The sequence below is a fragment of the Leptospira wolbachii serovar Codice str. CDC genome (genome assembly GCF_000332515.2).
Classification (GTDB): domain Bacteria; phylum Spirochaetota; class Leptospiria; order Leptospirales; family Leptospiraceae; genus Leptospira_A; species Leptospira_A wolbachii.
In genome coordinates this window covers 402978-416269 of sequence record NZ_AOGZ02000008.1, presented here as the reverse complement: position 1 = coordinate 416269, position 13292 = coordinate 402978, and the positions used below count along the sequence as shown (strand labels likewise).

General features: G+C 40.4%; 15 protein-coding genes. 13 read left to right on the top strand and 2 right to left on the bottom strand.

Annotation, left to right across the window (positions count from 1 at the left end; all coding sequences use genetic code 11):
- Positions 1-65 precede the first annotated feature (65 nt).
- The 10 genes from rplU to rsfS all read left to right on the top strand — a co-directional run bounded on the left by rplU (position 66) and on the right by rsfS (position 6921).
- Positions 66-374 carry a 50S ribosomal protein L21 gene (gene rplU, locus LEP1GSC195_RS03795; RefSeq protein ID WP_002982882.1) on the top strand — a complete coding sequence of 103 codons (309 nt, stop codon included), beginning with the start codon at positions 66-68 and terminating at the stop codon, positions 372-374.
- A complete protein-coding gene (locus LEP1GSC195_RS03790) occupies positions 375-704 on the top strand; it encodes a ribosomal-processing cysteine protease Prp (protein WP_015680084.1) in 330 nt (109 codons plus the stop codon). It abuts the gene before it with no gap.
- Positions 705-707: 3 nt separating this feature from the next.
- A complete protein-coding gene (gene rpmA, locus LEP1GSC195_RS03785; protein WP_015679913.1) occupies positions 708-965 on the top strand; it encodes a 50S ribosomal protein L27 in 258 nt (85 codons plus the stop codon).
- Positions 966-1042: 77 nt separating this feature from the next.
- The gene (gene obgE / locus LEP1GSC195_RS03780; protein WP_015680181.1) at positions 1043-2068 is read left to right on the top strand and encodes a GTPase ObgE; all 1026 of its coding nucleotides are present in this window, start codon (positions 1043-1045) and stop codon (positions 2066-2068) included.
- The gene (gene proB / locus LEP1GSC195_RS03775) at positions 2055-2915 is read left to right on the top strand and encodes a glutamate 5-kinase (RefSeq protein WP_015680083.1); all 861 of its coding nucleotides are present in this window, start codon (positions 2055-2057) and stop codon (positions 2913-2915) included. Before obgE ends, proB begins: the two co-directional genes overlap by 14 nt.
- A gap of 3 nt (positions 2916-2918) precedes the next feature.
- A complete protein-coding gene (locus tag LEP1GSC195_RS03770) occupies positions 2919-4184 on the top strand; it encodes a glutamate-5-semialdehyde dehydrogenase (protein ID WP_015680042.1) in 1266 nt (421 codons plus the stop codon).
- Position 4185: 1 nt separating this feature from the next.
- The gene (locus tag LEP1GSC195_RS03765) at positions 4186-4794 is read left to right on the top strand and encodes a nicotinate-nicotinamide nucleotide adenylyltransferase (protein ID WP_015680160.1); all 609 of its coding nucleotides are present in this window, start codon (positions 4186-4188) and stop codon (positions 4792-4794) included.
- Complete coding sequence (gene yqeK / locus LEP1GSC195_RS03760) at positions 4791-5393, top strand: bis(5'-nucleosyl)-tetraphosphatase (symmetrical) YqeK (RefSeq protein WP_015680061.1); 603 nt, start codon at positions 4791-4793, stop codon at positions 5391-5393. The genes LEP1GSC195_RS03765 and yqeK overlap by 4 nt, the downstream gene beginning before the upstream one ends.
- A 3-nt stretch (positions 5394-5396) precedes the next feature.
- On the top strand, positions 5397-6554 hold the full coding sequence (locus tag LEP1GSC195_RS03755) for a LytR C-terminal domain-containing protein (RefSeq protein WP_015679993.1): 1158 nt from the start codon (positions 5397-5399) through the stop codon (positions 6552-6554).
- Position 6555: 1 nt separating this feature from the next.
- A complete protein-coding gene (gene rsfS / locus LEP1GSC195_RS03750) occupies positions 6556-6921 on the top strand; it encodes a ribosome silencing factor (protein ID WP_002974064.1) in 366 nt (121 codons plus the stop codon).
- On the opposite strand, the gene LEP1GSC195_RS03745 is transcribed toward rsfS, so the two are convergent.
- Positions 6908-8968: a thioredoxin domain-containing protein gene (locus tag LEP1GSC195_RS03745; RefSeq protein ID WP_040506261.1), complete on the bottom strand. Its 2061-nt coding sequence runs from the start codon at positions 8966-8968 to the stop codon at positions 6908-6910. The genes rsfS and LEP1GSC195_RS03745 overlap by 14 nt on opposite strands.
- Before the next feature lie 250 nt (positions 8969-9218).
- Here LEP1GSC195_RS03745 and LEP1GSC195_RS03740 point away from each other — a divergent pair, with 250 nt between their 5' ends.
- From LEP1GSC195_RS03740 to LEP1GSC195_RS03730, 3 genes are all read left to right on the top strand, one after another.
- Positions 9219-10772 (top strand): TolC family protein, encoded by a 1554-nt coding sequence (locus LEP1GSC195_RS03740; RefSeq protein ID WP_015680066.1) that lies wholly within the window; start codon positions 9219-9221, stop codon positions 10770-10772.
- Positions 10769-11950 carry a M20 metallopeptidase family protein gene (locus tag LEP1GSC195_RS03735; protein ID WP_015679896.1) on the top strand — a complete coding sequence of 394 codons (1182 nt, stop codon included), beginning with the start codon at positions 10769-10771 and terminating at the stop codon, positions 11948-11950. The genes LEP1GSC195_RS03740 and LEP1GSC195_RS03735 overlap by 4 nt, the downstream gene beginning before the upstream one ends.
- Before the next feature lie 70 nt (positions 11951-12020).
- A complete protein-coding gene (locus LEP1GSC195_RS03730) occupies positions 12021-12779 on the top strand; it encodes an enoyl-CoA hydratase/isomerase family protein (RefSeq protein WP_015679974.1) in 759 nt (252 codons plus the stop codon).
- Between the two features lie 26 nt (positions 12780-12805).
- Here the strand turns inward: LEP1GSC195_RS03730 and LEP1GSC195_RS03725 are convergent, their stop codons facing one another.
- A complete protein-coding gene (locus tag LEP1GSC195_RS03725; protein ID WP_002982571.1) occupies positions 12806-13264 on the bottom strand; it encodes a MarR family winged helix-turn-helix transcriptional regulator in 459 nt (152 codons plus the stop codon).
- Positions 13265-13292: the final 28 nt, after the last annotated feature.

Genomic DNA, 13292 nt, shown 5'->3' with positions numbered 1-13292 from the left:
GACAAGAGGTGCCTATCAGAAATCCTGGTAAGAACTACATTCGAGAAAGAGATTAGGATAGTTATATGTTCGCCATCATTGAACTTGGAGCCAAACAATTTAAAGTGTCTCCTGACCAGGTATTCGTCGCAGAAAAAACAGGAAACTCGGTCGGAAGTACAGTAGAAACAAAAGTCCTACTCCTTTCCGATAACAATAAAGTAAACATTGGATCGCCAGCGCTTTCCGGTGCCAAAGTGACTTTAAAGGTATTAGAAGACTGTAAGGGTGAAAAAATCCACGGCTTTAAATACAAAAAAAGAAAGAACTACAAGAGATCTTGGGGTCATAGACAACAACTCCAAAAACTCCAAGTAGTATCTATCAACGGATAATTGATTTATAGTAAGATTTTTAAAAATTTAGGAGGGATAATCGCTGGAATCCAACTGAAAGGTCATTCTCCAAAGAACTTAGGTTCAAATGGCGAAAATCTTTTGTGTGCTGGAGTTTCCACTCTTGTTCAGAGTGCACACTCATATTTGGCATCACAAAACAGTTTGGAATCGGAAGAAAAACGAGACGGACACTTAGAGTTTTTAGTAAAAATGGACCAAAGGGATGGCTACCAAAGCCTACTTTCCATGGTCGAGTTTGGACTTAAAAGCTTAGCTTCCACTCATTCCGAAGCGATTTCCATCCAAGACGAAATAATAAAGGGGTAAACAATGGCTACAAAGAAAGGTGGGGGATCCACAAAGAACGGTCGTGATTCGGTATCGAAAAGACTTGGTGTAAAAGTTTACGGCGGGCAATTCGCCATCGCAGGTAACATCATCGTTCGCCAAAGAGGAACTGAATACAAACCTGGAAAAAACGTAGGGATTGGTCGTGACCATACTCTATTTGCATTAGTTGACGGGATTGTGACTTTCGAACATGTAACGAGAGAAAGACAACAAATCTCCGTTTACCCGAAAGTATAATCCTCTCTCTTACAGAGAAGAGGCAAAACCCGTTTTAGGATTTCCTTAAACGGGTTTTTTTTTGACCAAAGGATATTATGAGCGGATTTATCGACGAAGTACCCATTCGAATTCGAGCCGGACACGGAGGGGCAGGTTCTGTCCATTTCCATAAAGAGAAATTTGTCGAATTTGGTGGCCCTGACGGTGGGGATGGTGGGAAAGGCGGAGATGTGATCATTTTAGCCGAAGGGCGAATGATGACTTTAGAAAACTATCTCCCTGACCGTTTGTATGCAGCGAGTGACGGTGAACCAGGCCTTGGACAAAACAGGCATGGAAAAAACGGGGAAGATTTAATTCTAAAAGTTCCCGTGGGAACTCAAATCCTTGATTCAGTGACCATGGAACTTCTCTACGATTTTAACCATGATGGAGAAAGTTTTACGATTGCCACTGGGGGACGCGGTGGGAAAGGAAATACGTTTTTTAAAACATCTATCCAACAGGCACCGAGATACAGCCAACCGGGAGAGGAAGGCGGCGAACTTTCGTTATTATTAGAACTAAAATTACTCGCAGATATTGGAATTGTGGGACTTCCTAACGCCGGTAAGTCAACCCTACTCGCAAAAATTACGCATGCCCATCCTAAAATTGCCGGTTACGCCTTCACAACACTCTCCCCTAACTTGGGTGTGGTGCATAGGCATGAAGATTTGTTTCGTTATACGGTAGCAGACATTCCGGGAATCATTGAAGGGGCTTCTCGTGGTGTGGGCCTTGGCATTAGTTTTCTCAAACACATTGAAAGGGTACAAGGGATTTTGTTTTTATTCGACGGGGGAAATTTACAACTCGAAGAAGAATTGGAAATGTTACGAAGTGAACTTGGAAATTACAACCAAACTCTTCTTGGTAAAAAATTTCTAATTGTGATTAACAAAATGGACATCTGGGATAATGATCCCGAATTCACTGCAGAAATTCAAAAGAACTATTCCCATTTAGGAGAAATCATTTGTATTTCCGCGGACAAGGAATCAAACCTAGACTACCTACTCGAACGTATTGATAAAGTATTTTTCCCTGAAAAAACGAAGTTAGTTTATGAAAACACGTAAGGAATTTTTAGACTCCATTCAAAAAGCAAAACTCATTGTTGTGAAAATCGGAAGTGCTCGTGTTTCCGGTGAAGAATCCAAAATTAATGACTTTTTATACGATTTAGTCGGTGACATTCGAAGTTTACGAGACCAAGGAAAAGAAGTCATTCTTGTTTCGTCTGGTGCCATAGCCCAAGGAAAAAAACTTTTGGGCGATAAAAATGGGAATGTTCCCAATGGCAAAACCACTCTCGCCGAAAAACAGGCATTTGCTGCCATGGGTCAAAATAAACTTTTGAATCTTTATGAAAGTTTTTTTAGTCGTGTCAATATTCCTATGGCACAAATTCTTTTTGGAAGAAAAGACTTAAACGAAGAAAAAAGTTTTACGAACCTAAAACAAACGTTTCGTCAACTTTTGGATTGGGGAATCCTCCCAATCGTCAATGAAAACGATTCCGTGTCTACAGAAGAAATCAACTTAGGCGATAACGATATACTTTCAGCGATTGTGGCCTCTATTGTGGGGGCTGACCTCCTCCTCATCCTGACTGGTGTGGATGGTTTTTTAAAAGAAGATTCTAAAATCGATTTATTTACCGAAATTACAAAAGAAACTGAAAATTTAGCTACTGGACCTTCTGGCCCCGGCACCGGCGGTATGTTTACCAAAATCAATGCCGCAAAACTTTTGTTACCCTATGGAATCAAAACCGGTATAGTGAATGGCGAGAAAAAACATGCAATTTCGCAGTTTTTTTCAACGGATAACTTCGGAACTTTAATTGCCGACAGTGCAGTTCCGCACCGAATTCCAACTGCATCAGAGATCCAAACGCATTTCTTTTCATTACCTTCGGAGTGAACTATGGCAGATGAATTTACAAACTATGCAAAAGAATTAGCAACAAAAGCTAAATTAGCAAGCAGAGCCTTAAAAGGTCTCACCACCATTCAAAAGAATGCTGTCCTTCTTCGTGTGGAAGAACTTCTACTAAATAACGAATCTACTATCGTTGAAAAAAACCAATTGGATATGAAGAGTGGCAAAGAAAAGGGGCTTTCCTCTGCTATGATGGACCGCCTTCTTTTAGATTCCAAACGAATTGCAGCAATGGCAAAGAGTATCGAAGAGATTCGAAACCTTCCCGATCCTGTGGGTGAAGTGGTTCGTGGCACAATCTTACCCAATGGATTAGAGCTTCTCACCAAACGGGTGCCAATCGGCGTTGTGATGACCATTTTTGAATCTAGGCCCAACGTCATTATCGATATTGCCTCGCTTTCTTTTAAATCTGGGAACGCTTGTATTCTACGAGGTGGGTCCGAGGCCTTTCATTCCAATGTAATACTCTCTTCTTTATTCCACCAGGCCATTGAAGAAGCGAAAATTCCAGGTGTGACAAAAGAAATAGTGACCTTTGTGGAAAATACAAACCGTGAAGCTATGGTTCCTTTTTTCCAATTGGAAGATTTGATTGATGTAATTGTTCCTCGTGGTGGTGAAGCTCTCATTCGGTTTGTATCAGAACATAGTAGAATCCCTGTCATTAAACATGACAAAGGTGTTACCAATCTATATTTGTCGAACCATGCCAATTCCGAGATTGTCCTTCCCATTCTTGTGAACTCCAAAGTACAAAGGCCCGGGGTTTGTAATGCCTTAGAAAATTTGTTTATCCATAAAGAATATCCTAATATCCCAGGATTACTCGCAAAGTTAGAGGCTTCCGGAATTCAAATTCTTGGGGATGCGTCCATTCAAAAGATAGTTTCTTCCGCCAAACTAGCGTCAGAAGAAGATTTTTATACGGAATTTTTAGACACAAGACTTAGCATTCGGCTTGTAGCTTCTGTAAACGAAGCCATGGATAATATTCGAAAGTATAGTTCTGGCCATACCGAATGCATTCTATCAGAAGATGTTTCCGAAATTCGAAAGTTCCAACAAGAGCTGGATAGTGCTGCTATCTTTGTAAACTGCTCCACTCGGTTTCATGATGGTGGTGAATACGGTTTAGGAGCCGAAGTCGGAATTTCTACAGGGAAACTCCATGTACGAGGACCCATGGGCCTTATCCACCTAACTACAACTACTACGTATGTAACGGGTGGCGGACAAGTCCGAGGATAAAATGGACGTTCTTTTTTTTGGAGGAAGTTTCAATCCCCCCCACCGAGGACATCGGCATGTGATTGAAACTATTTCCAAATCGTATCCGAATGCCCTATTATATGTTTGTCCTAATTACGTTTCTCCTTTTAAACTAGGCGAACGGTCATTTACATCGGAAGAAATCTGGAAACTCTGTTTGGTTGAATTTGAAGGACTCCTTTCCGAAAAAGTGATTCTTTGGGATGAAGAAATTAAACAAGCAAATGTAAGTTATACGATTGATAGCCTAACGGTATTAAAAAGTCTCCATCCAGAAGCTGCACTTTCTTTGGTGATAGGCGAAGACAATTTAGCATCTTTTGATAAATGGAAGTCTTATCTTGAAATCCTAAATGCTACCAAACAACTGATTGTGGTTCGCAGGGAAACTTCTTATCCCAAAGAGATCCCGCTTCCGGCTTTCCTTCCTAAATCGCAAGTTCTGATTTTAGATAATCCGATTCTCCCCATGAGTAGCACGGAAATCCGAATGGTTGCAAATGGAGACTGGAGCAGCCAATTTGTTTTGCCAAAAACAAGAGTACTGGCTATGCAATTTTTAAAAGCAAAACAGGGAAACGTTTTATGAAACCAACGTCTATGGCATCTACAGACGAATGGACTCAGTTCTTCGAAAAGGAAGTCCCCACTCAAGTCACAGATACTCGTTTCCAACATATCCTTCGGGTGGCAAATTATGCAGAGTCCTTAGCAAAGGTCCATGGTTATCCTTACCCAAAGAAAGCCTATCTTGCAGGACTTTGTCATGACATCACCAAACAAAAAAAGATGGAAGTCCATTCTGAATTATTTCGAGAATTTGCTGTGAATATAGATGGGATTCCTTCTCAAGCTTTACATGCTTTTTCAGCACCTTTATGGCTCCAAAAGGAATATGGTTTTGTTGATTCTGAAATAGCGAAAGCTATCTCTTCTCATACCCTAGGTAATTCAGAACCTTCCCTTTTGGATAAAATCTTGTATGCTGCTGATTTTTTGGGTTCTGACTATGCCTACAAACAACCTGAGCTAATGGAATGGGTAAAGAAAACAGAGGAAAATCTGGACTACGGAGTTTTTATGAAAGCCTTCCAAACCATTTTCTTTCTGATGGAAAAAAAAGAAGTCATCCATCCTAACACTTTTTATATGTATAATCAATCTGCGCAATATATCAAGGAAACCTAATAGATGTTACGTGAAGCACCTAAAAAACAAACCATCCCGGCCAAAACTCTTTTGATTGCGGCAGGGTCTTTCTTTTTGATCGCACTACTCTTTTTAATCTTCCGTTCTAAGGCAGGGTTTTCCCTAGATCAAAAATTTTCCCAAAGCAAACGGATGCCTATCCTCTTCTCTGTATTAGGTGAAAAGGATGAATATTTATTTTCGCTTTATGCCGAATTTTATCCGAATGAAAAAAAAGCAGCACTCTTCTTTGTGAATCCCAAAACTAGTTTTGATGATGGGGACAAATCTCTAAAGGAAAAAGGAAGTTCTGCTCCTTCTTACGTGGAATCTGTTTTGGAAGATACTTTAGATTCCAATATCCCTTTTAAAATTGTTTGGACTAAAGAACAATTCCAAAATTGGGTCAACTTACTGGGTGGCCTCAATCTCTTTTTTGAACCTAAATCTCTCCACATAACAAAGAATTACGCAAGAAACAAACAAACTTATATTTTGGATGGAGAAGATACTTTTGATTGGATGAGTTCACTTGCTGACGATTCTATGATTTCTCATATCCGTCGTTTGGAGATCCAGGAAACAGTTTTGTTGACCGTTCTCGAAGCCATCCATGAAAAAAAGGACTTACTTGGAAAACAACGTGTTGCCTATCTTCATTCTCAAATGACGACCAATCTCTCGCTGAAAGAATGGGAAACGCTGATCGACTTTCTGAAAAAGGAAAAGATCCATTTTGGTGTTTCCGAAGTTCCAGGAGAACCGATGGGACGACCCAAATTCCGGGATGAAGTTTTAAAAGCAAATGAAGAGACGGTAAAAGTCGCTTTTCACAAATTTTCAAGCGAACTTAGGTCCCTTTCTTTTAGTGAAGGAGAACGGGCCCGGATTGAAGTCCTGAATGGAACCCCAAAAAATGGGCTTGCCAGATACGGGAAGGTGCTTCTGAATGATAAGGGTCTGAAAGTTCTCTCCGTTGACAATGCCTGGGATTCTAGTTTTAAATCCAGTATCATCTTAAACCGCTCCGGAAACACACAGTACACGGATATCATCTCCGATACCTTCCAAGGACGAAGGGTTTACTTCGCACTTAGGAAAGATCTGGGACTTGATGCCACCGTCATACTCGGGGAAGATTTTCAAAATTCCAAGGACTAAAATGCCGAATATCAGTGCAGAGACATTAGAACATCTCAAAAAAATCAAACAGACATTAATCGATAAAAAATGTGAAAACATTCAGTTTCTGGATCTAAAAGATGTCCACAGTTATCTTTCTTTATTTGTCCTTGCGACTGTGAAAACAGAAACACAAGGCAGGTCTTGCGCAAAGGACATAGATAAGTACATGAAACCTTTGAAACTCGCAGTAAAACGCCAAAATCTTGCCGACCTTCCGAAAGATGCCACAGGATGGATCCTTCTCGATTACGGCGAAATTTGTGTACATATCATGACGGACGAAATGAGAACCTACTATTCATTAGATCGTCTCTGGGGTGATGCTGCTCCTATTGCTGTATAAGAGCGAGTGTTTCTTCCCAATTGTCCTTAGGTAATTCACAAGCAAAGTTTTGACATACGTAGAAGGACATTCCAGAACCTGCACTTCTTCCCATAAGAAGTTCTAGTTCCGGTGCCAAAACCTTTGCCTTAGATTCCTCTAAAACCAACCAAACGAGATTGGGATCTTTGATTTCCCCCAATTTCTTTCGGATCGATTCCACTTCCAAAAGATCTTTATCTCTGTATACCACGAGGACTTCCTTCGACGGGTATTGGAATTTCTGGAATGCTGAAATCATGGAAGGATAACTAAGCGAGTTTTGAGTGAGCTCTGGTAGAAAGTATGCAAAAATCGAATTTGCTTTTGTTTGTAAATCGATTCCTTGAAAACCCCAGGAATGTAAAAGATGAAACAGATGTAAGACTGTGGAATTCCCGGAAGGTTCCACACCATCATAACCTTCCATGGTTCTCACTAGTAAATCTTCATTTCCATGAAAGGATTCGTAATATGGTCCCACTTTAGATTCAAAATGAGAAAATAAATATTCCAAAGATCGTTTTCCCTTTGTATAGGCTTCCAGATCTTCAGCCAATTGGAAGAGTTTGAATGAGACCCAAAGAAATTCTGCATAATCAGGAAGCGTTCCAAAGTATTTGGCCTCTCCGTCGCGATAACGTCTGAGAATAGAGCCGTCTTCTGCGACCAAATTCTTTGTGAGAAACTGATAGATTTTTTTGGCATCAGTCAAATATTCTTTATCACCTGAAACTTCATAAGCAGAAAGAAGGGCTCGGATCCACAGGCAATTCCAGGAAGTCAAAACTTTGTCGTCTCGTAAGGGACGAATGCGTTTGTTGCGAGCTGCGAGTAACTTAGATTTGGCTGACTCCAATTTATCTACAAACTCTGGTTTAAAATGGATTCCCTCTACAAAAGGGTTTTTCCCCTTCCAATAGAGATTGAGGATGTTTTTGTGTTCAAAATTACCTTCTTCAGTGACATTCCAAAATCCTTGGATTTCTTCTTCAGGAACAATCGAGCTGAATTCCGAATGGTTCCAAAGATAAAACTTTCCTTCTTCTCCTTCGGAATCCGCATCTTCCGCACTGGCGATGCCTCCCGATTCCAAAGTCATATCCCTTCGAATGTAATTTACAATTTCTCTGATTACATCTAAAAAGAATGTATCTTTAGTGGCTTTAAACAATAATGAAAGTGCTTCTACATATAAGGAATTGTCATACAACATTTTTTCAAAATGGGGTACAAGCCATTCATGATCCGTCGCATAACGGCAAATTCCGCCACCCACTTGGTCGTAAATCCCACCAAACTTCATAGCATACGCCGTGTTAAAAGCCATCTCCAAGGCTCTTGGTTCCTCTTTTCGTAAGCCGTATTCCACAAGAAAACTAAGTGCCATACTGGGTGGAAATTTATTTACCGTATTTGTTTTGAACCCAAAAAGCTCTTTATCATATACTTGTAGGTATCGTCCGAAATTATTTTCGATGATTTCTGTTCCCGGAACTTTACCCTCATTGGTTCTTGTTTCGTTATCTTGTAAGTATTTCGTTAAATCGGAAGCGGCAGTGATCAGTTCCTCCCTTTGGTTCTTCCATGCCTCGGAAACTAGGCGAAGAACCTCTTTGAAACTGCGTTTTCCGTAGCGATTTTCAGGAGGAAAATAGGTACCACCAAGGATGGGTTCTTTACTAGGCGTGAGAAACATATTGAGTGGCCACCCTCCTTGCGTTCCCATCGCATGGAGTGCATCCATATAAATTTTATCTATGTCGGGACGTTCTTCCCTGTCTAACTTGATGCATACGAAATCACGATTTAAGACTTCCGCTGTGGAATCATCTTCAAATGATTCCCGTTCCATCACATGGCACCAGTGACAGGTCGAATATCCAATGGACAAAAGGATGATTTTATCTTCTTTTTGGGCCTTTTCGAAGGCTTCCACTCCCCAGGGAAACCAATCCACGGGATTGTGTGCATGTTGTAACAGATAAGGACTTTTTTCATGAACCAAACGATTCGGTTTTTTCGACATATTTGCCACACTGCTCTCCCAGAAACTAAGGTTTCTTCACGTAGCTTTTTACATTTTAGGTTGATTGACAACATTGATTTTTTCATCTTGTCTGAGTAAGGGGTTTAAGAAATTTCCATTGAACAGTCACAATTTTTCTTCCCCATATTTTCGCATAAATTTCCGAAAGTTGACCAGCTGGTTAATATCTTTTAGTCTTCTTAGTTTCCCTGTTTTCGCAGAATCAGACTTTGACGAAGATGTAAAACGGATGCAGCTCGCCCAATGGGAAAACGGCAATACGATTCCGGATTCTCTCCAACCGGGAAAAAAACTACGCCTCAGCATTTCACAAGCCATCGAACAGGTAATTGAAAACAATACCATTGTTCAAAATGCTAAATTGGAAATTGTGAAAGCAGACAGTTCCGAATGGAAAAATGAGTCTAAATACAGTTGGAAGGCATTGGCCAGTATCCAATCATCCAAACAGCTCTTTCCTGATAACCGAAACAACATCTTTGCGGGAACGATTCGCTCCCAAGATAAAATCTCTGCCGGCGTGGAAAAACAGTTCAAAACAGGTACTTATTTCAAAACAGAAATCAGCAGCATTCGTTATGATGTAAACGCATTTGAAAATCCCAATTCACAGACTGCGGGTTTTGCAAGTTTACTGGCAGCTCCTCCCATGTATACGAGCGCAGTTTCTGCGACTCTTTCCCAAGAACTTCTCAAATATGGATTTGGCAAAAACGAAGAAGATAAAGAAAAACTTCTAAAAAACCAAACCTTGCTGGTTCGTGAAAACTATATCAACATGCTAACACAGCTTGTAGTAAAGATTCTCGTAGACTACTGGTCACTGAGTATTGTAGATTCTCGAATTGCCACTTACGAAAAGGTTTCCAAAAATACGGAAGAGATCCGACGTTTGACTTTGCGTAAAACTGGACTTGGACTTTCAGAAGGATTTGAAGTCAATCAGTGGAACCAGGCATACTTACGAACACAGTCCCTACTAGAAAAAGCAAAAGTAGACCGTATTGAAGCCGAAAGAAATTTAGTTCGGATTTTAAATGTAGATACGGGATCTTCCATTGAAGGGGTCACTGACTTAAGTGAAACCTTACCCACAGGAATCAATTTAAAAGCTGACAAAGAATATGCTCTTTCTCGTAGAACAGACTACCTCATCTTAAAAAGAGAAAGAGAAATTGCTAAACTTGCACTGAACACAGCTCTTGCCGAAGATGATCCGTCTCTACTTGCCACGTTTTCTTATAGTTCCATTGGACAAAATTTCCTTTCTCCTCAGGAGAATTTCATTGCTCGCCAAAGGGGAATCACTTCCTTCAACTACCCACAGATTTTGGCGGAGTTAAAGATGTCCTATCCCCTTTGGGATTTAGGGATCAAGGCTGGAATTCGAGATGCGGAAACAAATCTCAAAGTGAACGAGATGAAAATCCAAAACTTGGAACAAGAAATTACTCAAGAAATTGATAATCGTCATGAAGCACTGATTGCAAGCCACGCCTTACTAAGAGACCTAATGAAAACCCGTAAAGAAACTGAAATTTTCTACAATGGTCTTATGGAACGTTTTCGCCAAGGTCGTTATACGGCTGTTAACGTAAAGAATGCCTTAGATAGTTTGGCGAATGTAGAACTTGCGGTGACACAAGCTAAGATCAATTTTAATATCAATTTAGTTCGTTATGAGTTGGCAAAAAATTCTCTTTTTGAGAAATATGGACTCGATCTCTATACTATTTTGGAAGAAGTTGAAAAGAGAGCCAAACAAGAAACCGACAAACTATGAAAGTTTATCCCACAGATCGTAAAGAGGAGATGGTTCGTTATAGACGAACCTTCCATCAGTTCCCTGAGCTCAAATATGAAGAACGAGAAACTGCCTCTTTTGTAATAGCTCATTTGGAATCTTTAGATTTTCAGGTGGAATCGGGGATCGCAGAGACTGGCCTTGTTGCCCTTTTTGATTCAGGAATTCCAGGAAAAACTGTGCTTGTCCGAGCTGATATGGATGCCCTTCCGATCCATGAAGAAAATAATCACGAATACAAAAGTAAAACACCAGGAAAGATGCATGCTTGTGGCCACGATGGACATACAAGCATCCTTATGGCTCTCTCTTCCGAATTAAAAACTGCATTTTCGGAATTTGTTCCGAGAGGTCGTGTGCTTCTTTGTTTCCAACCCGCTGAGGAAGGTGGCTCTGGGGCCGATCGGATGATTGCCTCGGGGATTTTAGACCGTTACAAAGTGGATTCTGTATTTGCCCTCCATGTTTGGAATCATATTGATCTCGGGAAAGTCGGAGTTGTGAACGGAACCATGATGGCTTCTGTAGATGAATTCAAAATCACGGTGAAGGGCACCTCTGGCCACGGGGCCATGCCCCAACATACAGTAGATCCTATTGTTGTCGGCTCCTATTTAGTGACTGCCTTACAAACACTAGTATCTCGGAACGTGGATCCCCTAGAGCCTTGTGTGGTGACGGTGGGATCCTTTCATTCAGGAAATGCTTTCAATGTGATTCCGGAAACGGCCACTCTCCATGGAACGGTAAGAACCTATTCCAAATCTGTATATGAAATGATTCCCAAACAAATGGCGGCACTCGTAGAACAAGTTGCTTCTGGATTTGGTGCCAAAATTGAGTTCGAATACAACCGTATCGACAAACCCACAATCAATGATCCTACTATGGCTGATATCGTAAGAACCGCCGCAAAGAATGTTTTAGGAGAGGACTCTCTCACAGAAGAAAATACTCGAACTATGGGTGGGGAAGACTTTTCAGCCTTCCTTATGGAACGACCTGGATGTTATTTTTTTATCGGTTCTAGAAACGAATCCAAAGGCCTTGTGCATCCACACCACAGTTCCTTTTTTGATTTTGATGAAGATGCACTTCCCATCGGCCTTGCTGTCATGAAAGAAGTCATTAAAACCTACCTTTTAAATTCCAAATAAAGAAAATTACTCTTGTCGTTTTTTAGCCTCACTCCATTAGTTAGACATCTAACCATTTTAGAGGATTCAGATGATTTCATTCGAAGAAGTAGACGGAATCGGTTTTATCCGATTGGGAATTAATGACAAGAACAGTTTCTCTAACGAATCGTTTTTGGCCTTAAAAAAAGTAATCCAATCAGCAAAGGAATCTAATTCCAAAGTTATAGTTTTAAAAAGTGATTCACCCGGAACTTTTTCTTTGGGTCTCGACCTAACTACTGTCAGCACTATGGATATGTCAAAAGACCTGGCGCCATTTTTAAGTCTTTTTTATGAAAATTTAAAGGGACTATATACTCTTCCAGTACCTACCATTGCGGAGATTTCAGGCCATGCTCTCGGTTACGGGGCGATGTTAGCTCTTGTTTGCGACTATCGTTTTGTTACAGAAGACATCCGCTTTGGTTTGCCCGAAGTAAAGATCGGAATCCAAGTCCCCTCTTTTATCTATGCACTGATGGGAGAAGCTGTTGGTTATGATACAGCAAAACGTCACGTTTTGTTAGGTGATGCCTTCAAAGCAAAAGAGATGCCAACTTTGTTTGAAGAAATTGTCGCAAACGAAGATGATTTAAAGAAAAAATCTAAGTCCTTACAAACCAAACTTAAAAAGAATTCTCTCTCTGCTATGAAAGATACAAAAGCGGGAATATTGAATGTAAAGAAGGATCTATTGGCACTCATAGAAACAGACATCAAAGCAACCATCCAAAGTATCCAATCCAAAGATGCACAGGAAGGAATTTCTGCTTCGGTGCAAGTGAGAAGGCCTGTCTTTACCTCATAAGAAATTATAAGCTTCTTTCTTTTAGCTTAGCTTTCTTTTTTCTTACGTATGTGTTTGTAAATTTGATCGAGGATAGGATACAAAATATCCTCGTTTTCTTTAGAGATTCCCCAGGTTTGTAAGGACAGAAGTTTTGCCGAAATTGTAACTATTTTTTGGCGAATTTTTTTTCCGTCCTTTGATAACAAAAGAGCCCATTCCCTTCCATCGCTCGGAGAAGGATTTCGTTCCACAAGACCTTCCTTTACCAAACGATTTACGAGTACGGTGCACGTTGGCTTTGTTTTTTCAATGGTTTTAGCAACTTGCGTCATATTGATAGGAACAGAACTTCGCAAAAGAAAGGTTAGGATTTCAAAATGTGATGTAGTAAGGCCAGGGTAACCTAACTTTTCCATCTCCAAACGTACAATTTCTGCGATTTCAGAACTGATCCGATCAAAGTAGCGAACCGAGCGAAAACGTTTAGGAAGTTCTCTAGTCATAAAGAAAGGTTTTTTTAACCAAAGTTCG